This window comes from Actinopolymorpha alba DSM 45243 (genome assembly GCF_000373925.1).
Classification (GTDB): Bacteria; Actinomycetota; Actinomycetes; order Propionibacteriales; family Actinopolymorphaceae; genus Actinopolymorpha; species Actinopolymorpha alba.
In genome coordinates, this window is the sequence record NZ_KB892801.1 from 42,809 (window position 1) to 69,178 (window position 26,370).

Here is a 26,370-nt window from a genome sequence, read left to right on the forward strand (position 1 = left end):
GGAGTTTTACCGGGGCTCGTTGGTCGCGGCGGCGTTCTCCGCCTGGCTGATCTCCCAGGCCGCGTTGATGAGACCGATGTGACTGAACGCCTGCGGGAAGTTGCCGAGGAGTTCGTGGCTCACGGGATCGACCTCCTCCGCGAGCAGGCCGACATCGTTGGCATGTGCGGCGGCGCGTTCGAAGACCGCGTGCGCCCGATCAATCTGGCCTGACAGTGCGAGGGTGTGGGCGAGCCAGAACGTACACATGAGGAAGGTGCCCTCCTCGCCGGCCAGACCGTCAACCCCGCCTTGCGTGTGGTAGCGGTGGACCAGGCCCTGGTCGTCGGTGAGACGTTCACTGATCGCGTCGATCGTCTTGAGCATGCGCGGATCATCGGCGGGCAGGAAACGGACGATGGGCAAGGTGAGAGCGGAGGCGTCGAGTTCGCGGGAGCCGAAGTATTGCGTGAACGCGCCGACTTCGTCATTCCAGCCATCCCTGAGGATAGTGCGGCGAATCTCGTCGCGAGTTCTCCGCCAGGTGTCGACCCGGTCAGCTGCGCCGAGCAGAGGGCCAAGCGCGAGGGCGCGGTCGAGCGCCGCCCAGCACATCACCTTCGAATGCAGGAAATGCTTGGGGGCGCTGCGTACCTCCCAGATTCCGTGGTCGGTCTCACGCCAACGTTCGGCGGCGGCGTCCGCACAGTCCACGAGGAAGCGGCGGGTCTCGTCGTCGATGCCGGTGAGGTAGTCCGCGAGTCGATCGGCCGCGCAGAGAATCTCGCCGTACACGTCGATCTGCCGCTGGTCCCACGCGCCGTTGCCGATACGGACAGGACGGCTGCCCCTCCAGCCGCGAAGATGTGGCAACGTGCGTTCGGACAGGTCGCGTTCGCCGCCCACGCCGAACATGATCGGAAGCCACTTTTCCGTGCTCAGCGAGGGGGCGGCGGCCGTGAGGAAGGCGAAGAAGTCGTTCGCCTCGTCGGGGCAGGCAGCGACCCAGAGCGCTTCCAGGGTGAGGCTCGCATCGCGTACCCAGCTGTAGCGGTAGTCCCAGTTGCGTTCGCCGCCTTCCGCCTCCGGCAGGGAGGTCGTGGCGGCTGCCACGATGGCGCCGGTGGGTTGGAAGGTCAGGGCCTGGAGTACGCGCCCGCTGTGGTGGACGTGGTGGTGCCACGGTCCGACGTAGGCCTGGTGGAGATCTGACCAGGAGCGCCAGGCCGCGATGGTGGAGTCCAGCCGGTCGGCGAGCTCGGCCTGCTCCCAGACCCGAGCGGGTGGTTGCTCGAGAGTCGAGCAGTGCAAGCCAAAATAGAGCGTCGTACCAGCATCGATGGTGACATCCGCGACGGCCCCGTCGTGACCGATGTCGAGCCTGACCGGCGTGGTGAGCACCAGCAGGCGGGCGCCCGTGCGGGCGGTTACGCCGCTCGTTGTCTCGGTGAGGATGGGGTTGATGAGGCCGTATTCCGGTCGTGGGTGGTACGCGATGTGGATGGGGACGCTGCCTTGTGTGCAGTGAAGACGACGGATCACCAGATGTGGAACGTCGGCGCCGAGCCGGTGCCCCGCATTGTCGTGGCCGAGCGCGAACGCGTCAGTGAGAACGACCGTCCCTGATCCGGTGTGGAACGTCGTCTCCAGCACCATCGTCTGGTCGAGGTAGCGTCGGCTCGTCTCGAACCATCCCGAGGGACGGATCGACCAGTGGCCGGCATTGTCGTCGAGCAGGCGGGCGAAAATCGACGGGCTGTCGAATCTCGGAGAGCACAACCAGTCGAGCGAGCCGTGGTGGCTGACCAGGGCCGCGGAATGCCGATCGGAAAGAATCGCGTAATCGGCGATGGGTGTCGTACTCATCATGTGCTCGCGGTGGGCTATCTCATAGACGGATAGATTGTCTTTGTGTCTACCAAATGTTCAGTTCGGGTTAGGACCGTTGAGTTCATGAAATGAAGCGATTGTGTGGCCGATTGGTTCGTTTCTGCTGCCTTCTGTTGGGCTTCACTTTGACTTCTTCGGAAGCCTTGACGGGGCAGTTGGGCGGTGCCTAGGCTCAGGCGCCAGAGGCGCAGGTGAACAGCAATGTCGGCCCCCTCTCCGCCTGATGCCTGCGCCTCTAACCATGTTCTCTCAGGTGCGGCCATGCTCTGTCATGCGTGATCATGGGCAGCATCGGATGTCTGTTCCTCCAGCATGCTCCGCCGTTGGAGTCGGGGTTTGTGATTCCCGGCCGCTGACGTCTGGTGCTTCGTCGGATCCCCTTGTCTTGGGCGCAGTTGGCCGCCGGCAGCGGTGAGCATCCGGAACTACCGCGGTTGATCAACTTCGCCGGAGCAGCGGGCCATGATGAAGGCGCGGCCTTATGTCTCAGCATCCGGGTAGGCAAGGTGTGCGCCCTGAGGCCTATTGAGAACGTCCGCCGTTCGGCTCCGCCGCCACAGGGGGGCGTTTGGGTGGGCCCCCACGGCGAGCCGCCAGTTGACTCACGGGCCGGACGGCCTGGGACTGGTCTATGCGAGATCGCTCGCGGGGCTTTCGGTGACTCGGTGATGGAAGCGCGCCGGCAGGCTCGATAACCCTTTGTTTTCAAGGGTTCTCGAGCCTGCCGGTTTGTTTGCTGTCCCGCATCTTCCCGGGTCCAGCTAGAACGGCGGCGGGTCCGGATCGTCGGGTTCGACGGGGTCGGTGAGGCGTGGTGGCGTGACCGTGTATTGCCGGCTGTGCGGGTCGGTGTACTGGAAATGGCCTGGGCTGGTTTGTTCGACTTTCCAGTCGCCTTCGGTTTTGACTCGGTGGTGGCGGCGGCACAGTGGCGCCACGTTGTTCACCGAGGTTTCGCCACCCTCGGAGTAAGCCTTCGTATGGTCAAGGTCGCAGGAGATCGCTGGGCGTCGACACAGCATCCAGGTGCAGCGCTGGTTGAGTGACTGCACAAACTCCGCCGGAAGACCGCGTAAGAAGCGTTTCGACAGCGGATGCAGGCTCAACAACTGCCCGGTCACCGGGTGCGTGATACCGATGGCGAACATCGCGTCGGGGTTGTCGAGATGGTTCGCGATCAGCCGCCGCGCTACTTCGGTGAGCACGGGCCCGAACCCGCCAAGCTCGGCTGGCCGTTCCGCCAGCTCGAACAGGGTCGTGATCGGCACATTCAGCTGAAGCTTCGCCTTGATCGCCGCCTTCCAGGACCGGAACGCGAGCGGGATCTCCTGCTCGGCAAGGTCGCCCTCGCCGGGGATCCTCTCGCGGGACCCGCTGTCGCTGCTGGGTCGACGTGCTGGCCGGTCCAACGGATGCGTGTAGGTGGCGGGCTTGCAGTCCTCACACGGGCACCCCACAAGGTGGTGATCGTGGTCGCATCCGGTGTGCCGGCACCCGTCCGCCATGCTGCCTGAGTCGTGTTCAGCGTCGGCCTGGGAAGAGCTGTCAGCGTTGTCCTGCTCGTCGAGCGGGTCGTCAAAGGATCCTTGACGGGCGCTGGAGTCGTCGCTGTTCTCCCCGTCGTCCTTCTCGCAGGTGCAGTCTTCGCCGGGAGGGTTTTCCTCTCTACCGGCTTCGGGTGTGCTGTCGCAGATGAGGACGTCTGCCTGGCCGGACAGGATGGAGATGGCGATGTCAGCGCGCAATTGCGGGAGGGTGCGTTCGTCCCCGCGTGCTTTCTCGGTGCGGGCGATGGCGTCGAGGTATGCCCAGGCTTGGGCGGCTTGGTCGTGGGGATGCCGTGGAGGCGGAGGATGGAGACGTTGTCGATGTCGGGGTAGACGGCCACGCCCCGGTCGTCGCGAGCCCTCTTGTGCCGCTCTTTCGCAGCCTCGGGGTTGATCTTCACGATTTCGGCTTCGACATAGAGCCGCAACAGCCCACCCCGCAGTTTCAGCACCTCGGGGAAGATCGCCTCATCCACCGCCGCGCGGTCAGCCGGAGGGAGCGAAGCGAGCCGGTCGACGATCGTCCGCACCTCAGAGAACTCCAACTCCCCGCGTTCCATGGCCTGCCGGGTGTTGGGCAAGTCAGTCACGGCCAAGGCAATGAACATGAACTGATCAGCGCGGTAGTTGGTCCACCCCAACATCGGCGCAAGCAGCTCAGCCGCGCGTGGCTCCGGCACAGACGAGCGTTCCGCCTCATCGTCCTTGAAGCAGGGCGGGCAGTGCGCCAGAATCTGTGTGTCGCCAAGGCTCAACGCCTCAGCCCAGCGAGCAACCTTCCGACCCGCGCGGACCAGCTCCCCCACCTCAAACCCGTTACAGGCAGACCGATCGACGCCAGCAAGCGCGGCCACCAACTCCGGACCGGGAAGCATCTCAGCAAACCCGGGCGGGAGCGGAGAGATCCGCACACCATCGCCGTCGCTCATGTGTTCGAATTTAGCCGATCAAGATCATGGTTCGCAACCGGCGAGGACGTCGAAACCCCTTATTTACAAGGAGATTCACTTCTTTGCCTGAGTGGTCGCAGACCGGACCCTCAGCCCTGGGCGGCAGCCAGCCGGCAGCCTGGCCGGGAGCCAGTCTAGCCGGGCCTGACTGGACGCGGAAATGCCGACGACCGCGACCATGGCAGCGATCCCGATCCCGATCCCGATCCCGATCGCGATGCCGAGCGCCGCCTGACCGGCTCGGATCCGGGGCCGAGGCCAGCCCGGGGGTCGGGCTCGGGTTGTCGATCGTCCGGTCTGTCGTGCACGCGCACGGGGTGAGGTCCGGGCGATCCCAGGACGGGCGGCGGCCTGGTCGTGCGGGTCGTTCTTTGGGAGTCCCCGCCGGAGGGGGCGTACGCCCCAGGGCGTACGCCGAGTGCATCCGGCAAGCTGATGCCGACCCCCGCGGCGCGCGCGAGCATGGGCTCATGACGACCCAACACCCGATCCGGGCCTCCGACGCCGAACGCGACGCTTTCGCACGCCGGATCCAGTCGGCTGCGGCCGAGGGACGGCTGACGCTGGAGGAGGCCGACGAACGCCTCGGTGGCGTGTACGCCAGCAGGTTCCGTCATGACCTCGATCCGCTCGTCGCGGATCTGCCGGCCGACCAGGGCGTGCCCGAGCGGCTCGCTCCAGACGCGGCGAGCCGAGTCGACGCGCCCTCGCCGGCTACGCCAGCGAGGCCGGCCGCGTTCCCCACGAACAACCGCGCGCTGGCGATCCATGCCGTCGTGGTCACGCTGCTCTCGGTGATGCTGGTCGAGCGATGGGTCATTTCTGGAGTTCCATACTTTTGGCCCATGTTTCCGATGTTCTGGCTCGGACTCAGCCTCTTCGTCCACGCCATTCTTCGGCGCCGGAATGACATGGCCCGGTGGAGCCGCGGCTGAGTCGGCGATATCGCTCACTCGCCGGCCTAGCCTGACAACGCCCTTCGAAATCGTTATGTCGCCCGTGTTTGTCATTTTGTGACACGGGCATGCATTCCCCGGGATCGACGTTCAGGGGATGCGCGATGGCGATCGGATCACGCACCGAGCCGCGGCCGGCAAGTCGGCGGCGCAACCTGGGCACGACGGTGGTCAGGTGGATGACCTCCACTGACCACAAGGTCATTGGGCAACTTTATCTCATCACGTCATTCTCGTTCTTTCTCGTCGGCGGCGTGATGGCCATGATTATCCGGGCCGAGTTGGCGCTACCAGGCGCGCAGATCCTCACCGGCCGGAGTGGCCCTGAGATCTACAACCAGCTCTTCACCATTCACGGCACGATCATGTTGTTGTTGTTCGCGACGCCGCTGTTCGTCGGTTTCGCGAACGTCATCATGCCGTTGCAGATCGGCGCTCCGGACGTCGCCTTTCCCCGGCTCAACATGCTGAGCTACTGGATGTTCCTGTTCGGCGGCCTGATCGTCCTGTCGGGATTCCTCACGCCCTCGGGCGCGGCTGACTTCGGGTGGACGGCGTACTCAACTCTCAACAGCCAGGCGCGCGCACCGTCGATCGGCGCGGACCTGTGGGTGATGGGGTTGTACCTGTCCGGGCTCGGCACCATTCTCGGCGCGGTCAACTTCATCACGACGATCTTCTGCCTGCGGGCACCCGGCATGACGATGTTCCGGATGCCGATCTTCACCTGGAACACGCTGATCACCAGCGTCATGGTGATCATGGCGTTCCCGGTGCTGGCGGCGATCCTGCTCGAACTCGAAGCCGACCGGAGGTTCGGTGCCCAGGTCTTCGAGGCCAGCCACGGCGGGCCCATCCTGTGGCAGCATCTGTTCTGGTTCTTCGGTCATCCCGAGGTTTACATCATTGCTCTGCCGTTCTTCGGGATCATTACCGAGATCATCCCGGTGTTCAGCCGCAAGCCGTTGTTCGGCTACATCGGCATGGTGGCGGCGACGATTGCGATCGCCCTGCTGTCGATGGCGGTGTGGGCCCACCACATGTTCACCACGGGCGCGGTCTACCGTCCCTTCTTCTCGCTCATGACGTTCTTCATCGCCGTACCGACCGGCATCAAGTTCTTCAACTGGATCGGCACGATGTGGCGAGGTTCGTTGACCTTCGAGACGCCGATGCTGTGGGCGATCGGCTTCCTCGTCACCTTCTTGTTCGGCGGGCTGACGGGAGTGATCCTCGCGTCACCGCCGCTGGATTTCCAGGTCCAGGACACCTATTTCGTGGTCGGCCACTTCCACTACGTGGTCTTCGGCACGGTGGTCTTCGCGATGTTCGGTGGGTTCTACTTCTGGTGGCCGAAGATGACCGGCCGGATGCTGAACGAACGGCTCGGACAAATTCATTTCTGGACGCTCTTCGTGGGATTCCAGGTAACCTTCTTCGTACAACACTGGCTTGGTGCGGAAGGAATGCAGCGGCGAATATTCGACTATCTTCCGGAGGACGGCTTCACCACGCTCAACACCGTGTCCTCGATCGGAGCCTTCCTGCTGGGAATGTCGACCCTGCCGTTCCTCCTCAACGTCGTCCAGTCTCGCCGGAGCCCAAGGGTGGAGGTGGACGACCCGTGGGGATGGGGGCGTTCCCTCGAATGGGCCACGGCCTGCCCGGCGCCACGACACAATTTCACGTCGCTGCCGCGCATCCGGACGGAGAGCCCGGCGTTCGATCTTCACCATCCAGAAGTTGCCAGGCTTGAGCTGGAGCAGTACACCAGCGCAAGAACGTCAGAGGAACGCGGGGGAATGACATAGCCGAGTGGCGTGTCGCGTTCCTTTGCTTGAGGGGGGAGAAATACGCATGACCCAGAAGTACACGCTTGGCGGGGGGACTCGGCTTGACCTAGGTTCGGAGCAGCTCAGTGCTCTGGTCAGCCATATCCCGACGCAGCGGCGGCAGGACGAGGAGCAGGCTGACCCGCCGACGCAGGTGCGGGCCGACGTTCCTGAGTCGGACCAGCGGAACGACAACGGTTCAGAAACTGACCAGCAGAATAGCAGCGGTTCAGAAACTGGCCAGCAGAATGGCAGCGGTTCAGAAACTGACCAGCGGAACGGCGCCGACGCTGATCAGCGCGACACCACGGGGGCTGACCGTCCAGGCGAGGTCTCCGGCGGGGTACGGGTTGCCCTGACCAAGCCGGGGCGGGGCCGCCCGTCCCTCGGTGGGCAGGGGCGCTCGCCGCAGGTGACGTTCCGCGCGCCGCCGGCCCTGCGCGCGAAGGCGGCCGAACGCGCCGCCCGCGACGGCAAGACGGTGTCCCAGCTGGCGCGTGAAGCGTTCGAGATGTACCTCACCAGCTAGCCAGCACCACGACCAACCGGCAGCCCTTACCTGGCGGAGGTGGCTCGGCCCCAGCCCGAGCCACCTCCGCCAGCTCATTCGGAGTCAGGGCACGCAATGTGAGACAGAAGAATTTTGGTCAGATAGCGACGAAAATCCTTCACGATCATGGCCCGACCAGCCGGATGCGGCGGAGACGTGCGGAATAGCAGCCTCGCCGTTCGGCTTCCCGCGGCCCCTACAACTCAGGTGTGGCCAGGGGTGAGTGGCGGGTAAGGAGGGCGCTGGAGATCTGCATGGTCGGCGCGTCCGCCCGCACGTTGTCCTTGGCCGCGGACCGCAGCCACATCCGGCGGTAGGGCCCGTCTGTGTGGATGAGTTCGGTGGGGGCGCCGCGCTGGATCACCCGACCGCCGGCGAGCACGATGATCTCGTCAACGACCCCGAGGCCGGCCAGCCGGTGTGTGACGAGCAGGGTGGTCCGTCCCTGCGTGGCAACCAGCAGGTCGCGCATGAGGGCGTCCGCGGTGGCCTCGTCGACGTGGGCGGTGGGTTCGTCGAGCAGGAGTACGGCGGGATCGGCGAGCAGCGCCCGGGCCAGGGCCAGCCGTTGCCGTTCACCTCCTGAGAGTCGTACTCCTCGCTCGCCCACCGGAGTGTCAAGGCGGCTTGGCAGCCGGCCCACCCACCGCCACATCCGCGCCTTCTGCAGGGCCTCCGCCAGTTCGCTCTCGGTCGCGTCAGGACGCGCCAGCAGGAGGTTGTGGCGGATCGTGCTGTCGAACAGGTGCGCGTCCTGCGTACACGCGGCGATCGCCTGCCGCCGCGCGCCGTCCTCGAGGTCGGCCAGGTCGACGCCAAAGCCGCCGCTGCCCACGAGCCTGATCTGGCCCGACTCCGGCGCGAGGAACCCGAGAAGGGCCGTCACCAGGGTGCTCTTGCCGGCGCCGCTCTCGCCCACCACCGCGATCCGCCGGCCCGGTGTGAGAGTGAGGTCGAGGTCGTGGAGGGCGGGTGCCGCCGCGCCCGGCCAGCGGGCGGTGAGTCCTCTGACCTCCAACGACAAGGATCCGAAGGGAACCGGAAGGTGGCCACCCGGAGTGGCCGGGCGCGGGAGGTCGGCGAGCGCTCGAAGGCGCCCGACGGCCCGCATACCGCGGGAAAGATGTTGCGCCGCGAGCGGCAGCGGCGCGGTGAGTTCGAACGCCGCCAGTGGGGTGAGCACCAGGACGGCGAGAACGACGCCGGAGATCCGCCCGGACTGGACAGCGGGAATTCCGACCAGCAACTCGCCCAGCATGGTGAGCCCCAGCGCGGCGGTCGACACGGCGGCCGCGATTCCGGTGCCGGTGGCGGCCCGCTGCGCCAGGGCGGTGAGCTCGCGGTCCTGGCGGTCAAGGCGGTCGAGCCAACGTCCCGTTGCCCGGTGCGCGGTCAGGTCGGCCACGCCGTTCAGCAGTTCCACCACCGTCTCCGACAGCGCACCGCGTGCGGGCGCGAGGCTCCGGTCGGCCCGGCCAGCAGCGGCCAGGACCGCCGCGGGTGCGACGAGACCGGCGACCAGCAGGCCGATGAGGACGACGACGCCGGCCGCTGGGAGCAGTACGCCGATGAGCAGCACGCTCGCGCCCCCGGTGATCAGGGCGACGGCTACCGGCAGCAGCGAGCGCACGAGAAGGTCCTGCACGGCGTCCACGTCACTCACGACGCGGGCCAGCAGATCGCCGCCGCGAAGCCGCCCCAGCCCGGCCGGTGCCGCCCGCTCGAGGTCTTCGTACACCGCCACCCTCGTCCGCGCCATCACGCGGAACGCGGCATCGTGGCTGACCAGGCGTTCGCAGTAACGCAGCACGCCCCGCCCGACGCCGAAGACGCGGACACATGCGATCGCGAGGGCGAGGACCGGCGGTTGCTCGGCTGCCCGGGAGACCAGCCAGGCGGCGGTCGCGACGAGCCCGATCGCGCAGCCCAGCGCGGCCGACCCGAGGACCGCGGCCCCGAGCAGGCGGACGACCTCAGGACGCGCTGCCCGCAGCAGCCACCACAGGTCCTTCGTGTCGATCACGCCGCCACCCCCACGTGGTCGAGGCGTACGACGTGCTGGCAGAGGCGCAGCAGACCGGGCCGGTGAGTAACGAGGACGACGGTCCGGCCGACCAGTAGTCGCGGGAAGGTCGCGAGCAGCGCCGCCTCCGTCTCGGGATCGACGCCTTCGGTGGGTTCGTCGAGCAGGAGAAGGGGAGCGTCGCTGAGGAGCGCGCGGGCAAGGGCGATCCGGCGCCGTTGGCCGGCCGACACGCCGTACCCACGCTCGCCGAGTTCCAGGGTGAGGGGTACGTCGACGGCGGCGGCTCGCGCGATGGCGGCGACGGTGGAGTCGTCGACCTGCGGATGGCGCAGCCGGATGTTGTCGGCGACCGTACCGGCGAAGAGCACGGGGTCCTGGGGCAGCCATCCGACGCGGGCCCGCCAGGCGTCGAGGTCGAGGTCGGCCAGGTCGTGTCCGTTGACAAGGACCCGCCCGCTGTCCGGCGTGACGAACCCGAGCAGGAGCCCGAGGACCGTGGACTTGCCGGCTCCGCTGGGTGCGACCAGCCCCGTGACCTGCCCGGGCGTGAACTCCAGCGACAACCGGTCGAGCAGCGGGTGCGCGCGGTCGGAGCCCAGCACCGTCACGTCGTCCAGACGGATGAGCGCACTGCGCGGATCGGCGGCCGGCCCGCCAGCGTGGTCGCTCCGCCGGCGGTCGGTGGTGCCCTGACCGACGCCAGCGGCGTCCTGCTCGAGTACGTCGAAGACCTGGCCCGCGGCGGCCAGCCCCTCGACGCTCGCGTGGTAGTGCGCGGCGGCCTGCCGCAGCGGAAGGTAGGCCTCGGGGGCGACGATCAGGACGAGCAGCGCGGTCCGCAGGTCGAGCTGACCGTCGACCAGCCGCAGCCCCACTCCCACGGCCACCATCGCGACCGACAAGGTGGCGAGGAGTTCGAGGACGAACGACGACAGGAACGCCAACCGCAGGGTCGACAGGCTCGCCCGGCGTTGCTGGTCGGCCAGCTTGCGGATCATGGTGACCTGCGCGCGGGAACGCCCGAACGCCTTGAGCGTGCCGAGCCCCGACAGGATGTCCAGGAAATGGTGCGCGAGGGCCTGCAGGGTGGTCCACTGGCGATCCATGCGCCGCCTGCTGACAACACCGACGAGCACCATGAACGCCGGGATGAGCGGCACGGTCAGGATCACGACCAGCGCGCTCGTCTGGTCCGCCGCCAGCAGCGTTCCGGCGACGGCGAGCGGGATCAGGCCGGCGAGGACCAGCTGCGGCAGGTAGCGCGCGAAGTATCCGTCCAGCGCGTCGACGCCGCGGCTCGCGAGGGTCGCCAACTCACCGCTGCGTTCGCCGGACAGCCAGCGGGGTCCGAGGCGTACCACGTGGTGGAGGAGAAGCTGACGCAACTCCTTCTTGACGGCGGCGGAGGTACGCTGCGCCGCCCACTCCGTCGCGAACGCCAGGCCCGCCCGGGCGGCGACGACAAGTACCAGCAGCCCGAGCGGCCCGGCGAGTGCCGCGAGTCCGCGGTCGTCGAGGAACGCCGCGCTGATCATCGTGGCCAGCAGCGCTGCCTGAGCGAGGACGAGGCCGGCTTGAGCGATGCCGATGCCGACCGTGGTGCCGAGGTGAGCACGCCCGGCCCGCGCATGCCGGAGCAGGCGGGGGTCAAAGGGGCGCATCAGGCCGCCTCAGGCGGACTGAGGGTCGCGGCAGGGGCGGGCCCCATCTTTGATAGGGGCCGGAACGGCGCAAGGTACGCCGATACGGATGCGGTGTGCACAGTGCGGCCGAACTCCGGGTCGATGGTCGGGGTCAGTCGGGTGGAGCGTAAGGAACGCTGTGATCATGCTCGGCGCGACGGCCGTCGTCATCCCCGTGGTGGCCCGGACCTCGCTGCGGATGGACAATTCACTTCACGTACTTAGAGGGCTACAGACCGTACCAGTTCTGGAAGAGATCCGCCGCCGCTGCCACAGCCACTCACGCGGCCGCCAGCGACGACGGCGCGCGGTAAATGGGGTGCGGGGCCGCCGCGCCGTCGCCCAGAGTGGCCTGGCTGGTCCTCTGCCCGCCAGCCCAAACCCGGGAGGCACCCGCCGTGCAGGTCCCGTTCTTCACCTCGGTCCGCCTCCTCGTCTCCACGATCCTCCGTACCACTCCCGCCCGCTCGTCGGCGTTCCTCGTCCTTGCGGTGGTCACCGGGCTGCTCCCTCCCGCGGTGATCGCGGCAAGTGGGCTCGCCGTGGCGCGGGCGCCGGCCGCCGTCGACGCCGGGCTCGGCTCGCCGGAAGGCCAGCGACTGCTCGCCGCTCTGGTGCTCGTCGGCGTCTTCTTCGCGGCCGGCCAGGCGCTCGGGCCGGTCCGGAACGCGCTGGGCACGTCCATCGGTTCGGCGGTCGTCCACCACCTGCGTCAGCGCCTCCTCGCCGCCACGCTCGCACCCGCGGGCATCGGCCATCTCGAGGACCCCGAGGTGGCCGACGAGATCCAGCGCGGGCGCGAGATCGAGTGGGACGTCGGCCCGATGACCCGGATCGTCGAGGAGTTCGGCCGGGTGGTCACTTCCGTCACGACGGCCCTCGGCGGATCGGTCCTGCTGGTCGGTCTCGCCTGGTGGGCGCCGCTTGTGCTGCTCGGGTCGGTCGGGCTGATCCACCTGTGGATGCACGACGACGAACGGCTCGAGACCGACCAGAAGGAGGAGTACACCATCCTCCAGAGGCGGGCGGACTACTTCCGTGACCTCGCGCTGGATCCGCCGGCGGCGAAGGAGACCCGGTTGTTCGGTCTGGTCGACTTCCTCGCCGGTGAGGCCCGGCGCCATCGACTGGATTTCCTCTCCCATCTGTGGCGGGCCCGTCGCGCCCAACGAGGACCCGTCCTGCGCGCGCTGGCGACGGTCGCGGTCGCGAACCTGGCCGTGTTCGGGTGGCTTGCCGCGCAGACCCTCGCTGGACAGGTGAGCGCGGGTGAACTGACCGTCTACGTCCAGGCGATCCTGGCCGTGACGGTCGTCGGCGACATCGAGCTGTGGTGGGCCTACCAGGGAGCCGCCGCCATCCCGCACATCCTCAGGTTGGAGCGGGTGACGCTGACACCGCGGACGCGGCTTTCTGGCTCGGCTTCCGCGGCTGGAACGCCGGCAGGGGAGGTGCGGTTCGCCGGCGTACGTTTCAGCTATCCCGATGCCGCGCAACCCGTCCTTGACGGTCTGGAGCTCACCATCCCGGCAGGTGGGTCCCTCGCGATCGTGGGGGAGAACGGCGCTGGCAAGACGACCTTGCTCAAGCTGCTCGCCCGGTTGTACGACCCGGATGAGGGCGCGATCCTCGTCGATGGCCGGGACCTACGGGAGTACGCGCCGAACTCCTGGCGGAGCCAGATCTCCGTTGTTTTCCAGGACTTCGTGCGCTACGAGCTCACCGCCCGCGACAACGTTGCCTTCGGGCGTCCGGGTGAGCTCGACGGTGACGAGGCACTGCACGCGGCGGCCCGCCGGGCGGGTGCGCTCGATCTGATCGAGGGGCTGCCGTCGGGATGGGACACCGTGCTCGCTCGGCAGTACCGCGGTGGCAGCGACCTGTCCGGCGGCCAGTGGCAGCGGATCGCGCTCGCCCGGGCGTTGCGCGCGACGCAGGGCGGGGCGCGCCTGCTGGTCCTCGACGAGCCCACCGCCAACCTTGATGTGCGTGCCGAGGTCGAACTCTTCGAGAGCCTCCTCCAGGACAAGGGCGGCGCGGGAATCCCTGCCGGTACGACCACTCTGCTGGTCACCCACCGGTTGTCGAGCGTGCGGCACGTCGACCGGATCTGTGTGTTGAGCGGCGGCCGGGTGATTGAGGACGGGTCCCACGAGGAACTGCTCGCCGCCGGAGGTGCGTACGCACGGATGTTCCGCCTGCAGGCTGACAGGTTCACGAGCGGAGTGAGCAATGCCTGAACGACACGCGGCTGAAGGTGGCAAGGAAGCCTTGCCTGGGCTGTTCCGCACGCTGGTCTACGTCGTCTGGACGGCGTTCCGCTCTGATCGGCGGATCGCGGTGGCGGCGCTCGGGCTCATTCCGCTGGCCTGGTTGACCGGCACGGTCTTCGCGTGGTGGCTCAAGTTGCTGGTGGACGCGGCCCTCGACCACGACCGCGATGCCATCGTCTTCGCGGTCGCCGGACTGGTGATCAGCCAGGTGGCCGGTTGGGCGAGCAGCGCGATCGGGAGGCGCCTGAACCGCACCTTCCGGGAGAAGGCCGGTGCCACTCTGGAGACCGAGCTGATCCGCAGGTCCGCGGGCACGCCCACGATCCAGCACCTGGAACGCCCCGAGTATCTCGACAAGCTCGATCCGCTGCGAAAGGAAACCTGGATCGTCCACTGGACGCTTGAATCGTTGGCCGAAACGCTTGGCGTGGTCGCCCAGACCGCCCTCACGATCGGGTTGCTCGCCAGTGTCCATCCGGCGCTCGTACTGCTGCCGGTCTTCGGCGTACCCGCACTGCTGGTGGGCCGAGCGTCGGCGATCCGCGAGCGCTCCGCACAGGAGGCGATGGGCGAAGATCGGCGGCGTCAACGACACCTTGTCAACCTGGGAACGAATGCCTCGCCAGGTAAGGAGATCCGGGTCTTCGGGCTGGCGGACCAGCTGCTCGCACTGAGCGGTGCGGCGTGGCGGCGCGAGCATGCGATCCGTACCCGCGTGGCGTGGCTCGGTGCGGGCTGGCAGGCGTTCGCGTCGGCGTTCTTCGCGGTCGGTTTCGTCGGTGCGCTCCTGCTGGTAGCGGCGGGAGTGGCGTCCGGCCAGGCGAGCGTGGGTGACTTCGCGCTCGCACTGGTGTTGGCGGCTACGATGAGCGCCAACCTCAGGGTCGCGGTCGGCATGTTCGAGTGGTTGGTTGGGTGCCTGGCGATCGGAGCCCGCTATCTGTGGCTGGTCGACCATGCGCGGGAGGAAGACCGCCGGAGAACCGCTCAGTTGCCAGGTCGGTCGACGGCCGGATCGGTCAAGCTGGTCAAGTCGGTTGAGCCGGTTGCTCCGGCCGTTCCGGCCATTCCGGCCCGCCTGCGGGTGGGAATCGAGGTGCGCGACCTCAGCTTCCGCTATCCCGGAACGCCCAGCCTGATCCTTGACAAGGTGTCCTTGACGCTACCGGCGGGCAGTGTCGTAGCGTTCGTCGGAGACAACGGTGCCGGCAAGACGACGTTCGTCAAACTGCTGTGCGGGATGTACGAACCCACCGAGGGCGGCATCTTCGTCGACGGTCACGATCTCGCCGGCCTCGACCTGCGCAGCTGGCGCGAACGTTGCACCGGTGCGTTCCAGGATCACGCGAGGTTCGAACTCGCCCTGGGCGAGGCCGTCATGCTCGGGGACCTTCGACGACGCGACGATCCCGAGGCTGCCCATCGCGCGCTGGCGGCGGCGGGCGCCGCGGACCTGGCCCAATCGCTGCCGGACGGACTTCGTACCCAGCTCGGCGCGACCTGGCCGGGTGGCACCGAACTCTCAGGCGGGCAATGGCAGAAGGTCGCGCTGGCCCGTGGCCTGATGCGCGAGGAGCCGTTGCTCACGGTCCTCGACGAGCCGACCGCGAGCCTGGATGCCCAGACCGAGGACACGCTCTTCGCGCGGTACGCCGCGGCGGCGCGCAGGGAACGAAACGCCAACGGAGTCACGCTTCTCGTCTCGCACCGGTTCTCCACGGTCCGCAGTGCCGACCACATCGTGGTGCTTTCCGGCGGGACCGTCGTGGAGTACGGCACCCACGACGAGCTGATCGACCGGGCCGGTACATACGCCGAGCTCTATGAGCTGCAGGCGCGGGGATATCGCTAAGGCTTAGGCTCGCCGTGTGACGGCATTGTGGGAGCCGACGGCGGCGGGCGTACTCGAGTTGCCCTCGGGCAGGTTGGTGCGCGGGCGCGGACTTCGCCGACCGTTGCCGGAAGGTCCGTTGCCCACGTTCGCGCTCTATCTGTTGGGACGCCGGCCACCCCGGGTCAGCTGGGAGAGCCGATGGATCCGGTGGCCCGACTTCTGGCTGCCGTCCGACCGCGCGGCGATGGCTGAGGCCTTACGGGAAGCGTTGGCACGCGCCGATGGCGAACGCGTCGAGATCGCCTGCGCCGGCGGACACGGAAGGACCGGCACGGCTCTGGCCTGCCTCGCTGTCCTCGACGGCGTACCCCCGCACCATGCCGTCGGCTACGTACGCAGGCACTACGCGGCGCGCGCCGTCGAGACGCCCTGGCAACGCCGCTTCGTCGCCCGCTTCCAGCCCTGACCCGGCCGCGGCGCTGACGTCGTCCTCGTCAGTCGTCAGAGGTAGGTGTGGTCCTCGGCTGCCTCGCGGGCCTCGTGACCGGGCCGCGGGGGAGGGAGTTCGTCATCGGGCAGGCGCTCCCTGGACGCCGGGTGCTCGACGAGGGCGAGGACCCGGCTGGCCATGAAGCGGGCGGTCCTGACTGCTGTGCCCCCGCGCGTCACCTCGCTCACCTCGACGATGCCGCGTCCGGTGGTGATCTCCACGCGCCGGCCGTTGCGGGTGGCGGTGACGTCGTACGTACGCGTCTGGCCGCCCGCGTCGATGACAATCTCAACCCGATCGCCCCTCATTCTTCGATAGTCGTCGATCCTCGCGCAGTCGTCCAGGGGTCGACCCGCTGGCAGCAAGCGGCCGAATCGGCCGTACGGCTTCAGCCCGGCGATCCGGCCGATTAGCTTGCGAATCCGGCGGGGCCGCTCGCGGGGGAGTTTCGCGGCTGAATTCCTCGTCGAGTCCGCCAGCGTTTCGTCGAGGTTCATGGAGTTCGTCGAGGTTCAAGGAGGCAGGCCAGCATGCGTATCTCCACCTTCGTCGCCAGCATCGCGGCATCCGTGCTGACCCTCGCGGTCGGGGCGGGGCCGGCACTTGCCGCTGGCGCCCCGCCCGCGACGTCGACATCAGGGTCGCCGGGTGTCGTCCGGCCGATGGTCACCAAGCTCAGCCACGCCGACGCCACGAGCCGGCTCCGCGCGGCCGGCATCACCTGGTCGTCCAGCGGCGGTTGCAGCAACCGCAACAACCCCACGTGTACGTCGTTCGAGCAAGTCAACCTTGACACCATCCGGGGCATCATCACGCTCAAGAACGCCAGCGGCTGCGCCGTCAACGTCACCGGCGGCACCGAAACCGGCCATGCCGGCGGCACGTACAGCCACTGGAACGGTTACAAGCTCGACATCAGTATCTATACCTGCGTCAGCAACTACATCACCCGCACCTTCACCTTCATCGGGTATCGCAGCGACGGCGCCGCGATGTACCGCTCGGCGGCCGGAAACATCTATGCCCGGGAAGGCAACCACTGGGACATCACCTATTACAACTGCGGCGGTTGCTGACCGATCCACACCCGCTTTCCCGATTCCGCGATGCCGGCACCGACAATCCAAGCCGTCCAGGCCGACGCACCTTCACCAAATCGGGTGTGCCGTGGGTGGCGTCTGGTGGTGTCTCGCATTGTGTACACCTTCTGCGGCACGAGGCGGGGCATGTTCCCACCAGGCAAGGCAAATTTTCCTTGTGAGGTGGGGAGTTGCCGCGTGACGTCCGCCAATGGGTGTACACAATGTGAGACAGAAGCTTGCGTCTCGCTATCCGATACGACTGGGTGTACGCCATTTGAGACGGGCGCTGTATTCAGCAAGATCGTGAAAACTTAAGGGGGTTATAGCACCCCAAAATCTTCACGATCTGCGATGGCCCGCCCATCCGAGGATGCCGAGCCCGCCTGCCGCCGGACCTCACGCGGCAATTTCTCTTGTATGGGGGTCTTCCGCGTACCACCCCGGAGAAGGCGTAGAAAAAGTAAAACGCCACCCGCGGCACGACCAGTATGGCGGTCCAGGGTTTTGCCTGATGCAAGGCGCCCACCGGGGTTTCGAGTATCCACCGAAGTGTTTTAAACAAGCCTCCGAGTGCGTCCGCGACTTGTCCGAAGGTTCTCCGCGTGGAGGGGCGTCAATCCTTCGGACAAGTCCACGATCGCGGGCCGGACGGCTACGAGGTTGCGGTGACTTGGCGGAGGAGTTTCGGCATAGAAGCCGAGACACCTCCGCCAAGTCGCGTCCCGCTGCCTTCACCCCACAGGGGTCTTTCAGAAGGAGGAGAAGAGGTACGGCGCCGCGGGCGGGAACAGCGTGGCGAGCGCTGTACGACTCTCTGGCTCCGCGACCGCGTATCCCTGCAGCACAAGCTCTTCCGGATCGAGCACGCCGTAGACCAGCGCGGCCAGCCCGTGTGAGGTGAGCGTCGCGGTAGGCGTACCGCCCCTCCTCACCTCGAGCGACCCGCTTGAGCCGTCCAGGGTCCAGATGCCGCCCACGAACGGATCGTCGACCACCTCGACCGTGACCCGGGAAGGGCCAGCGCCGATGCCGGCGAGCCCTTCGACGGAGAGCACCCGTCCCATCGGGGCGCTGTGTGTGGGGCTTGCGACCTTCGTCTCCTCGGCATAGTGAACGTCGACGTACCAGAGGTCGGGCCGCTCGTCCGGCGGGAGTTCGAAGGTGAACGCGGAGAACTGATCGAGGTGCCGTCCCAACCATTGCAGCAGCAGGGTCCGCGCGATGTGGCCGCGGCTCAGCAGGGCGGCGCCTTCGAGGTCCTGGCCGAAGCCGGTCGTCCGGTAGAGCAGCGCACCGGTGATCTCGCCCTCCTGGCGGGCGAAGACCACCCAGTGGTCATTGTCGTCGCGAAGCTGCGCGGCCGACTCGGGCGGGGACACCGAGAAGCCATGCCGCTCGCCCAGCAGGCGTTCGACGAAGCCGGAGTAGTCGTCATACACCTCGCCGATGCGATGGAACGTCACCTCGCCCGGGACGTCGGCCCGCACCACCCGGTCCAGCCCGGCCGGAAAGAGCCGGATCCGCCGCGCCTTGGGGAATCCGACGTACCCGAAGCGCTCATAGAACGACTGCCGGAACGGATACAGCGTGCTGACCGCGTGGCCGGCGTCCCGCATCTCACCGTGCAGTTGGGTGAGGAGGGCGCGGATGTGGCCGCGACGGCGGGCCATCGGGTGGGTCGCGACGCCGCTCACTCCGAGCATCCCGACCGTGCGGCCGCGGACGTTCTGCCGCATGGGCAGGCCTTCGACGGTCGCCTCGGCGACCTCGTCACCGAAGGCGACCAGGATCGTGTTGCGCTCGTGGTAGTGAAGCGAACGTCGCCAGCGTTCTTCGGCCTCGACCGGGTGCGGTGACCGGATGAAGGCGTACGACTGGAGCGGCAACGCCGTCGTCAGGAGTTCCTCGCCGTGGACCCGCCGGATCGTGCTCGCGGAGCCTGCCGTCGCCGGCGTACCTGTGCTTCTCGCTGGCGTACCCGTGGTGGTGCCCGTCGTTTCGATGCTCACGGCTGGCGAGACTAGCCGTCAGCGCGTGGTGTGGGCACCCCCCATTCCTGCTGTCCGACCCGCTCACGTGTCCGACCCGCTCACGTGTCCGACCCGCTCACGTGTCCGGCTCAGCGGTCGGGCGGAGCCGGCGGCGGTACTCGCTCGGGGTGAGCCCGACAAGGGTACGGAACCGCCGGGCGAAGTAGGTCGGATCCGGCCACCCCACAAGAGCACCGACCCGGGCGACGGGTGTCGTACCGCCAGCCAGCAGCCCGGCCGCCTTCTCGGCGCGCAGCCGGGCCAGGTAGGCGATCGGTGGAACCCCGAGGTCGCGCCGGAAGAGCCGGGAGAGGTACGCCGGATCCAGGCTCACCAGGCGCGCGATCTCCTCCACCTGCCAGGGGTGTTCCGGTGCCGCGTCGAGTCGGCCGGCGGCTTCGGAGACGGCCGGATGCGGACCCCGAGGCTCGTGCGGGTGCGGCCCGGTGGACCCCGCCGCGGGCAGACCCGCGACGAGTTGGCCGAGGACTGTGAGTAGCTGGCCGAGCAGGAGTACCCGGTCGTGGGGGCGTTCGGCGATCCGCCGTTCCAGAACACTGATCGACGCGACGGCCTCACGAGCGGCCAAGGCCGAGATCTCGACCGCAAGGACGCCTTGACAGTGTGGCGCGAGTGGCCCCGACCAGAGCAGGTCGGAGACCTCGGGTTCCTCGCGCAGAAACGCCACGTCCCGTAGCAGCGTCGAAGGAGAAAGGCAGGTGTTGGCGACGACCAGCCCACGGCAGCCGGCGAACCCGTGCCAGGTGCCCGGTCGCAGGACGAACACCTGACCCGCGCTCACCGAGGTAGCGCCGTGGGCGCACACGTGCGTGCCGGTACCAGCGCCGACGACGGCGATCTCCAGGAAGTCATGGCTGTGGATCTCGCTGTCACCGGCGAGGGTGGCGACGTTGGCGAAGAGAGGGAACGCGGCCGCGCGGAACAACTCGCGCTCGCGGTAGATCGGCGCCGGTGGTTGCCCTGCGGACACGTCAGGATCGTACGAGCGTTGGTCCGGATCTGCCTAGCTATCGGTACCCCCTCACGTGAGGGTAGGAGGCAGGGCACCATCCATCTCCCTTTCGACAGGACCATCCCCATTTCGATAGGAGGGGCGCGATGACCGGAAGCACGTCGCAGGAACGCTGGACCGACCTCGATGCGGCCGGCGCGGTGAATCAGCGCGTTGTCGACGACTATCGCCGGGACGGATTCGTCCGAGTCCGTGGCATCCTCGAGCCGGCCGAGGTCACGCGGTTCAAGGCCGCGGCCGAGGCGTATCTCGCGGCACACCGCTCCGAGAACTTCTCCAGGGACGCGGTGTTCACCCAACTCGTCAATGTCTGGCCGCGCGACCCCACGATCGCCGAGCTCACCCTCCATCCCAGGATCGCCCGGGTCGCTGAGCAGTTGGCCGGCATCCCGCTCCGCATCTGGCACGACCACATGCTCGTCAAGGAGCCTCACAACAACGTGGCGACGGAGTTCCACCAGGACCGGCCCTACTGGCCGCACGCCAGTGACCGGCACTCGCTGTCAGCGTGGGTCGCCCTCGTCGACGTACCCTTCGAGCGCGGTTGTATGACCTTCCTGCCTGGTACGCAGAACCTCACGGGGTTTCGGCCGCAGAACCTCCACGACGAGGAGGATCTGTTCACGGTCGATCCGTCGTTGCGCTGGCGGCCGCGGGTCACGGTCCCGCTGCGGGCCGGCGACTGCACATTCCACTCCAGCTACACCGGTCACATGGCGCTGCCCAACCGCACCGACCAGGCCAGGTTCGCGCACGTCACGATCTACATGGACGCCGACACGGTGTACGCGGGTACGCCGCACGTCGTCACCGATCCGCTCGGCCTGGCCGCCGGAGACCGGCTTGACGGCGAGACGTTTCCGCGGCCGTGGGGGACCACGGGTGGGTGACCTTCTTCGAAATCACATTGGTGTGGTTCAGCGGTGCGCGGCCGGGTTGACCAGAGCTGGTCCTGCCCCAGGCGTTTCATCTGATCACGTGGATAGGTACGTTCCGACCGTCAGGAGATGATCGTCTTACCTGGGGCCGCCGCGAGGAGGCGAGGTCGTGGAGTCGCGAACAGCGCCATCCCGAACAGCGTCGTCACGAACACCGTTCTCCCGAGCACGGTCCTCGCGAGGACCGGCTCGCCAGGCGCCCGCACCCGCCGGACGCCTGGCCCGATGGTCCCGCGCGGCCGTGGTCCTCGGGGCCGTCCTCGCCCTCGCGCCGGCCGGGATGGCGTACGCCGACCCGCAGGACCCGGCGAAGGTGCCAAGCCAGCAGCAGGTTGAGGACGCCCGCCGCGAGGTGGACACCGCAGCCGGAAGCGTCGGCCGAATCCAGGCCCAGCTCGCGTCCGCCGATGCTCGCCTCCGCCAACTCGAGATCGACGCGCAGGCCGCGGCCGAGGTCTATAACACCGCCGTCTACCAGCGTTCGCAGGCCGAGGCCGCCGCGCGGCAGGCGGCGCAGCGGGCGGAGGCGGCCCGGCGGGCGTCTGAGGAGAAGCGGCGGGATCTCGCGCGGTTGGCGGCGGCGACGTACCGCCTCGATCCGGGTCTCACGGAAGTAGCGGCGTACCTGCGCGCCGACGGCCCCAGCGGTCTCCTCGACCAGACCTCGACGGTCTCGATGGTGTCGGCGTCCGTGACCGACGCCTACCGGTCACTGCGCGCCAGCCAGTCCGTGGCGAGGGTGCTCGACGCCGAGGCGGCGAAGGCGGTGGCCGCCCAGGCCGCGCAAACAGAGCAGGCGGCGCAGGCCCGGCAGCGCGCCGAGGCGTTGGCAGGCGCCCAGGCAGGGGCGGTCGCGGCGATCAGTACCGAGAAGCGGGCGTTGGTCGAGCGGCTCGCCGAGCTGGGGCGGATCTCCGTCGACCTCGCCGCCGCCCGCCAGGAGGGTCTGGAACGCCAGGCGCAGGAGCGTGCCGAGCAGGCCCGCCGCCAAGCGGAGGAGCAGCGCAAGGCCGAGGAGAAGCGCAAGCAGGACGGCGACGACGGGACGGGCGATAACGGGAGCGGTGGCGGTGGCGGTGGCGATACGGGCGGCGACGGGCCCGACGACGGGGGAGGCGTACCCTCCCCGCGTCAACGCCAGGTTGCGCTGGCGTTCGTGCTCGCCCAGCTTGGTGAACCGTACGTCTTCGGCGCGGCCGGGCCGGACACCTGGGACTGCTCGGGCCTGACGATGCGGGCCTGGGAAGCCGCCGGGATCTCGATGCCGCACTTCGCCCGTGGGCAGTACCGCCAGTCCCGACCGATCGCGATGAGCGAGCTGCGGGCGGGTGACCTGATCTTCTGGGCGAGTAACCCGACCGACTCCAACACGATCTACCACGAGGCGATGTACCTCGGCGGCGGCCAGATGGTGCATGCGCCCCGGCCCGGCCGGAACGTCGAGAAGCGCTCGATGTTCTACATGGGTACGCCGACGCACTTCGCCCGGCCACGGTGAGTGGTCGGCGCGGCCTATTCGCGGGAGAAGGTAGCGGGAGGCGACTTGGCGGAGGCGTCTCGGCGTCTTTGCCGAAATTCCTCCGCCAGGGGGGCCATGATCAACGGTCTCGGGCTCCGACATTCCCATGGCGGCCGTGCTCATATGCTGCCGGACATGCTGAGGTTGGAACGTCTGCACGCTGACCACGCGCCTGCTCTGCTGGCGTTCGAGCGGGAGAACCGCGAGTTCTTCGTTCGGACGGTGCCGGATCGCGGGGACGCGTACTTCACCGAGTTCGCCGACCTGCACCGTGCCCGGCTCGCCGAGCAGGACGCCGGTGTCTGTCATTTTCACGTCGTCATCGACGAACACGGGGATCTGATCGGTCGGGTCAACCTCATCGATGTCAGTGCGGGCGCTGCTGAGCTCGGCTACCGGATCGGTGAGCGCGCTACTGGCCGGGGCGTCGCGACGGCCGCGGTTGGGGAGGTGCGCCGCCTGGCGGTCGAGGCGTACGACCTTTCGAACCTCAGGGCGGTCACCACCCGCGACAACCCGGCGTCCATGGCCGTGCTCCAACGCAACGGGTTCACCGCCGTGGCGGACATCCAGCTCGACGGGCGACCCGGTGTGCGGTACGAGTGCCAGCTGGCCAAGGTGGGTGGGCGCGCCGCCGCCGGCTGAGAGAATCCGTTCATGCCGCAGCTGATCGCCTTCCTCACCGACTACGGCACCCGCGACGGCTTCGCGGCGGTGTGCCACGGCGTCATCACCCAGGCCGCGCCCGGCGTCCAGATGCTTGACGTGAGCCACGACGTACCCCCGCAGGATGTCCGTCACGGCGCGGCGGTCCTCGCGCGGGTGGCCAGGTATCTCCCGCCGGCGATCTTCCTCGCGGTGGTCGACCCCGGTGTCGGCACGTCCCGGCGGGGTGTCGCGCTGGCCGCCGGCCGGAGCATGCTGGTCGGGCCCGACAACGGCCTGCTCCTGCCGGCCGCGGAGGTCCTGGGTGGCATCACCGAGGCGCGCGTGCTCAGCAACATGGCGCTGTGGCTGCCCGACGTCGACCAGACGTTCCACGGCCGCGACATCTTCGCGCCGGTGGCGGCCCACCTGGCCCATGGCGGCGCGATGTCGGAGGTGGGCGAACTCCTGAAGCCCGCTGACCTGACCCACCTCCCGGAGCCGCGCCGCGAGGTCGCCGACGGGCGGCTGACGTGTGAGGTGACGTACGTCGACCGGTTCGCGAACGTCCAGCTGGCCGGGGGCCCCGAAGACCTGGAGCTGCTCCGCGAGTGGGCGGTCCGCGGTCCGGAGGAGCCGCAAGGGCACATTGACATCGAGGCGGGCGATCGTCGGGACCGGGCAGCGGTGGGTACTACGTTCGGCGACGTAGCCACCGGCGAGCTCCTCGCCTACTGCGACTCCGACGGCCGCCTGGCGCTCGCCGTCAACAACGGGGAGGCGGCGGCTCGGCTCGGCGTGCGCACCGGCGACGTCGTACATTTGCGCCGCCCGACAGCTCCTGCCTGACCGCAGACCAGGGCGTCAGTGCTTCCCGAGCGCCTGGAAGCGTTCCTGTGACGCGACGATCTCCGCCTCCGCCTCCTGGCGGCCGACCCAGGTGGCGCCTTCGACGGACTTACCGGGCTCGAGCTCCTTGTAGACCTCGAAGAAGTGCTGGATCTCCAGGCGGTCGAACGGCGGCATGTCGTCGATGTCCTGGAAGCGGTCGAGGCGCGGATCGTTGGCGGGTACGCAGACCACCTTGTCGTCGCGGCCCTTCTCGTCGCGCATCCGGAACATCGCCACCGGACGGACCCGGATCAGGCAGCCGGGGAACGTCGGCTCCTGCAGGAGGACAAGCGCGTCGAGCGGGTCGCCGTCCTGGCCGAGGGTGTCTTCGATGAAGCCGTAGTCGGCGGGGTACTGCGTGGCCGTGAAGAGGGTCCTGTCGAGCCGGATCCGCCCACTCTCGTGATCCATCTCGTATTTGTTCCGCTGACCCTTGGGGATCTCGATCGTCACGTCGACGTCCACAGCGCCCTGCCTTCCGTTATCACCGCGTGCCCTAGTGTCGCGCACGTTCCACCCGGCTAGTGCGAAGGGGCAGGGCGGATGACCTCCCACCCCCGCTCTGTTGGTTCCGGCCCCACCGGGCTTCGCCCGTCTGGGCCCACCCCCGCTCTGTTGGTTCCGCCCCACCGGGCTTCGCCCGTCTGGGCCCACCCCCGCCGCGCAGCTGGAAGTGCACGTAAGGTCCCGTACGGGGTATGCGGACCAGGGGAGGTCAACCGTGGGGGGTCGACAACAAACCCGGGAGCCGGCGACCGGCGCCAAGGTCGCGGTGGCGCTAGCGGTCGTTGGCGCCCTCGTCGTGGGCGCGCTGGCGGCGGTCGCCACCGGGGCCGTCAAACTCACCTGGTCGCCGCGGACCCCGTCCAGCGTCGTGACCCGCAGCCCGACGCTTCCGCCCGCCACGGCCGCACCCACCCCGACCCGGGCGCCGGCCCGACCGGTCCTGCGGGCCCTCGACGGGAAGGCCCGCACTCCGACCAACGCCGGCCTCGCCGAGGCACTTGGCCCGCTGCTCGCCTCCCCGGCGCTGGGGGCCCACGCGTCGGTGGCGGTCCGCGACGTCACGACGGGCAAAGTGGTGTACGGCAAGGACCAGACGGGCTCCTACATCCCCGCGTCCACGACCAAGATCCTCACCAGCGCGGCCGTGCTCGCCACGCTCGGGCCGGCGCACCGCTTCGACACGAAGGTCGTCGCGGGTTCCCAGCCCGACCAGATCGTGCTGGTCGGCGGCGGTGACCCGCTGCTTGCCACCGCTCGGGCCCGCACCCGTTCGGACCCGGCCGTCGCCCGCGACTACCCCACACCCGCCACCGTCGACGACCTGGCCGCCCAGACCGCCCGGCGCCTGCGGGCGTCCGGCACCACGAAGGTGAGCCTGCGGTTCGACGACACGTTGTTCTCGCAGCCGGAGAACCCCGCATGGGAGAGCCAGTACGTTCCCTCCGGCGTGGTCGCGCGGATCTCATCCCTGTGGGTCGACGAGGCCAAGCTGTCCTGGCCGGCGCGAGTACCGCGAGCCAGCGACCCCGCACAAACCGCTGCCAAGGCGTTCGCCACCGCACTGACCGCCCGCGGCGTCACCGTGGTCGGATCCCCGGCCCGCGGCAAGGCGCCCGCGAAGTCCACCGAACTCGCCCGCGTCTCCTCGCCGCCGTTGGAGGAGATCGTCGAACACACGCTGCTGATCAGTGACAACGACGCCGCCGAGGTGCTCGCGCGGCACGTCGCGATCGCCGAGGGCAAGCCGGCGACCTTCGCGGGGGCGACGAGCGCGATCAAGGAGGTCCTCGCCCGGATCGGGGTCACCGAGGCCGACCAGATCGAGCTGCACGACGGCAGCGGGCTCTCTCGGCAAGGCCGGCTCAGTGCCGACGTTCTCACCGAGACGCTGGCGCTCGCCGCCCGGCCGGAGTTCCCGGAACTTCGGGCCGTCCTGACCGGGCTGCCGGTGGCCGGGTTCAGCGGCAGCCTCGACCAGCGGTTCTACGGCGCCGCCGCGACCGGCATCGGCCAGGTGCGCGCCAAGACCGGAACGTTGAGCGGGATCGGGTCCCTCGCCGGTGTCGCCACCACGAAGGACGGCACCCTCCTGGCGTTCGCGGTGATCTCCGACCAGGCTCGTATGTCAGACCCGCGGCCGGCGCTCGACCAGATCGCCGCGACGCTCGCCGGATGTGGGTGCCGCTGACAGATCTGCTGGCGGGTGGTGTGACGACA

General features: G+C 68.5%; 21 protein-coding genes and 1 pseudogene. 12 read left to right on the plus strand and 10 right to left on the minus strand.

Annotation, left to right across the window (positions count from 1 at the left end; translation table 11 throughout):
- Positions 1-6: 6 nt before the first annotated feature.
- The 3 genes and pseudogenes from B141_RS0132790 to B141_RS52610 all read right to left on the minus strand — a co-directional run.
- Positions 7-1,848, minus strand: a complete 1,842-nt coding sequence (locus B141_RS0132790) for a glycoside hydrolase family 15 protein (RefSeq protein WP_020579421.1) — start codon at positions 1,846-1,848, stop codon at positions 7-9.
- A gap of 782 nt (positions 1,849-2,630) precedes the next feature.
- A complete protein-coding gene (locus tag B141_RS51885; protein WP_026257776.1) occupies positions 2,631-3,614 on the minus strand; it encodes an HNH endonuclease in 984 nt (327 codons plus the stop codon).
- 161 nt (positions 3,615-3,775) lie between these two features.
- Positions 3,776-4,345 (minus strand): annotated as a pseudogene (locus B141_RS52610) (HNH endonuclease); the annotation flags it as partial.
- Between the two features lie 491 nt (positions 4,346-4,836).
- Here B141_RS52610 and B141_RS0132805 point away from each other — a divergent pair.
- The 3 genes from B141_RS0132805 to B141_RS51895 all read left to right on the plus strand — a co-directional run bounded on the left by B141_RS0132805 (position 4,837) and on the right by B141_RS51895 (position 7,683).
- Entirely contained in the window at positions 4,837-5,301 is a 465-nt protein-coding gene (locus B141_RS0132805; protein WP_020579423.1) for a DUF1707 SHOCT-like domain-containing protein, read from the plus strand.
- A gap of 125 nt (positions 5,302-5,426) precedes the next feature.
- The gene (ctaD, locus tag B141_RS0132810) at positions 5,427-7,133 is read left to right on the plus strand and encodes an aa3-type cytochrome oxidase subunit I (protein WP_020579424.1); all 1,707 of its coding nucleotides are present in this window, start codon (positions 5,427-5,429) and stop codon (positions 7,131-7,133) included.
- 46 nt (positions 7,134-7,179) lie between these two features.
- Positions 7,180-7,683, plus strand: coding sequence for a hypothetical protein (locus B141_RS51895; RefSeq protein ID WP_020579425.1), 504 nt, complete (start codon positions 7,180-7,182; stop codon positions 7,681-7,683).
- A 217-nt stretch (positions 7,684-7,900) separates the two neighbouring features.
- On the opposite strand, the gene cydC is transcribed toward B141_RS51895, so the two are convergent.
- Both cydC and cydD read right to left on the minus strand, forming a co-directional pair.
- Positions 7,901-9,727 carry a thiol reductant ABC exporter subunit CydC gene (gene cydC, locus B141_RS51010; protein ID WP_063828692.1) on the minus strand — a complete coding sequence of 609 codons (1,827 nt, stop codon included), beginning with the start codon at positions 9,725-9,727 and terminating at the stop codon, positions 7,901-7,903.
- Positions 9,724-11,391, minus strand: coding sequence for a thiol reductant ABC exporter subunit CydD (gene cydD, locus B141_RS51015; RefSeq protein WP_063828693.1), 1,668 nt, complete (start codon positions 11,389-11,391; stop codon positions 9,724-9,726). Before cydD ends, cydC begins: the two co-directional genes overlap by 4 nt.
- Before the next feature lie 419 nt (positions 11,392-11,810).
- On the opposite strand from cydD, the gene B141_RS0132825 reads away from it, so the two are divergent.
- The 3 genes from B141_RS0132825 to B141_RS0132835 are packed head-to-tail and all read left to right on the plus strand — an operon-like array spanning position 11,811 to position 15,985.
- Positions 11,811-13,652, plus strand: a complete 1,842-nt coding sequence (locus B141_RS0132825; protein WP_020579426.1) for an ABC transporter ATP-binding protein — start codon at positions 11,811-11,813, stop codon at positions 13,650-13,652.
- Positions 13,645-15,537, plus strand: a complete 1,893-nt coding sequence (locus B141_RS0132830; protein ID WP_020579427.1) for an ABC transporter ATP-binding protein — start codon at positions 13,645-13,647, stop codon at positions 15,535-15,537. Before B141_RS0132825 ends, B141_RS0132830 begins: the two co-directional genes overlap by 8 nt.
- Before the next feature lie 16 nt (positions 15,538-15,553).
- Positions 15,554-15,985 carry a protein-tyrosine phosphatase family protein gene (locus tag B141_RS0132835; RefSeq protein ID WP_020579428.1) on the plus strand — a complete coding sequence of 144 codons (432 nt, stop codon included), beginning with the start codon at positions 15,554-15,556 and terminating at the stop codon, positions 15,983-15,985.
- 35 nt (positions 15,986-16,020) lie between these two features.
- Here B141_RS0132835 and B141_RS44100 read toward each other — a convergent pair whose 3' ends face one another.
- A complete protein-coding gene (locus B141_RS44100; RefSeq protein ID WP_051114258.1) occupies positions 16,021-16,317 on the minus strand; it encodes a hypothetical protein in 297 nt (98 codons plus the stop codon).
- Between the two features lie 222 nt (positions 16,318-16,539).
- Between B141_RS44100 and B141_RS0132845 the strand changes: the two genes are divergently transcribed.
- Positions 16,540-17,085, plus strand: coding sequence for a hypothetical protein (locus B141_RS0132845; RefSeq protein WP_020579430.1), 546 nt, complete (start codon positions 16,540-16,542; stop codon positions 17,083-17,085).
- A 755-nt stretch (positions 17,086-17,840) separates the two neighbouring features.
- On the opposite strand, the gene B141_RS0132850 is transcribed toward B141_RS0132845, so the two are convergent.
- Both B141_RS0132850 and B141_RS0132855 read right to left on the minus strand, forming a co-directional pair.
- Positions 17,841-19,100 carry a GNAT family N-acetyltransferase gene (locus B141_RS0132850; protein ID WP_020579431.1) on the minus strand — a complete coding sequence of 420 codons (1,260 nt, stop codon included), beginning with the start codon at positions 19,098-19,100 and terminating at the stop codon, positions 17,841-17,843.
- A 97-nt stretch (positions 19,101-19,197) separates the two neighbouring features.
- Complete coding sequence (locus B141_RS0132855) at positions 19,198-20,112, minus strand: AraC family transcriptional regulator (RefSeq protein WP_020579432.1); 915 nt, start codon at positions 20,110-20,112, stop codon at positions 19,198-19,200.
- A gap of 128 nt (positions 20,113-20,240) precedes the next feature.
- Between B141_RS0132855 and B141_RS0132860 the strand changes: the two genes are divergently transcribed.
- Positions 20,241-21,044, plus strand: coding sequence for a phytanoyl-CoA dioxygenase family protein (locus B141_RS0132860; protein ID WP_020579433.1), 804 nt, complete (start codon positions 20,241-20,243; stop codon positions 21,042-21,044).
- A gap of 110 nt (positions 21,045-21,154) precedes the next feature.
- On the opposite strand, the gene B141_RS49930 is transcribed toward B141_RS0132860, so the two are convergent.
- A complete protein-coding gene (locus tag B141_RS49930) occupies positions 21,155-21,298 on the minus strand; it encodes a hypothetical protein (protein ID WP_157181473.1) in 144 nt (47 codons plus the stop codon).
- 35 nt (positions 21,299-21,333) lie between these two features.
- On the opposite strand from B141_RS49930, the gene B141_RS46505 reads away from it, so the two are divergent.
- From B141_RS46505 to B141_RS0132880, 3 genes are all read left to right on the plus strand, one after another.
- The gene (locus B141_RS46505; protein WP_020579435.1) at positions 21,334-22,590 is read left to right on the plus strand and encodes a C40 family peptidase; all 1,257 of its coding nucleotides are present in this window, start codon (positions 21,334-21,336) and stop codon (positions 22,588-22,590) included.
- Between the two features lie 156 nt (positions 22,591-22,746).
- Complete coding sequence (locus B141_RS0132875) at positions 22,747-23,256, plus strand: GNAT family N-acetyltransferase (RefSeq protein ID WP_157181474.1); 510 nt, start codon at positions 22,747-22,749, stop codon at positions 23,254-23,256.
- A 12-nt stretch (positions 23,257-23,268) separates the two neighbouring features.
- Positions 23,269-24,105 (plus strand): SAM hydrolase/SAM-dependent halogenase family protein, encoded by an 837-nt coding sequence (locus B141_RS0132880; RefSeq protein WP_020579437.1) that lies wholly within the window; start codon positions 23,269-23,271, stop codon positions 24,103-24,105.
- A gap of 15 nt (positions 24,106-24,120) precedes the next feature.
- Here B141_RS0132880 and B141_RS0132885 read toward each other — a convergent pair whose 3' ends face one another.
- Entirely contained in the window at positions 24,121-24,612 is a 492-nt protein-coding gene (locus B141_RS0132885) for an inorganic diphosphatase (RefSeq protein ID WP_020579438.1), read from the minus strand.
- 256 nt (positions 24,613-24,868) lie between these two features.
- Here B141_RS0132885 and dacB point away from each other — a divergent pair, with 256 nt between their 5' ends.
- Positions 24,869-26,341, plus strand: a complete 1,473-nt coding sequence (gene dacB / locus B141_RS44110) for a D-alanyl-D-alanine carboxypeptidase/D-alanyl-D-alanine endopeptidase (RefSeq protein WP_020579439.1) — start codon at positions 24,869-24,871, stop codon at positions 26,339-26,341.
- Positions 26,342-26,370 lie beyond the last annotated feature (29 nt).

Coding starts and splice junctions, on each gene's coding strand:
- B141_RS0132790 (WP_020579421.1), bottom strand. CDS start 1,848: ATGATGAGTACGACACCCATCGCCGATTACGCGATTCTTTCCGATCGG.
- B141_RS0132805 (WP_020579423.1), top strand. CDS start 4,837: ATGACGACCCAACACCCGATCCGGGCCTCCGACGCCGAACGCGACGCT.
- ctaD (WP_020579424.1), top strand. CDS start 5,427: ATGGCGATCGGATCACGCACCGAGCCGCGGCCGGCAAGTCGGCGGCGC.
- B141_RS51895 (WP_020579425.1), top strand. CDS start 7,180: ATGACCCAGAAGTACACGCTTGGCGGGGGGACTCGGCTTGACCTAGGT.
- cydD (WP_063828693.1), bottom strand. CDS start 11,391: ATGCGCCCCTTTGACCCCCGCCTGCTCCGGCATGCGCGGGCCGGGCGT.
- B141_RS0132830 (WP_020579427.1), top strand. CDS start 13,645: ATGCCTGAACGACACGCGGCTGAAGGTGGCAAGGAAGCCTTGCCTGGG.
- B141_RS44100 (WP_051114258.1), bottom strand. CDS start 16,317: ATGAGGGGCGATCGGGTTGAGATTGTCATCGACGCGGGCGGCCAGACG.
- B141_RS0132845 (WP_020579430.1), top strand. CDS start 16,540: ATGCGTATCTCCACCTTCGTCGCCAGCATCGCGGCATCCGTGCTGACC.
- B141_RS0132860 (WP_020579433.1), top strand. CDS start 20,241: ATGACCGGAAGCACGTCGCAGGAACGCTGGACCGACCTCGATGCGGCC.
- B141_RS0132875 (WP_157181474.1), top strand. CDS start 22,747: ATGCTGAGGTTGGAACGTCTGCACGCTGACCACGCGCCTGCTCTGCTG.
- B141_RS0132880 (WP_020579437.1), top strand. CDS start 23,269: ATGCCGCAGCTGATCGCCTTCCTCACCGACTACGGCACCCGCGACGGC.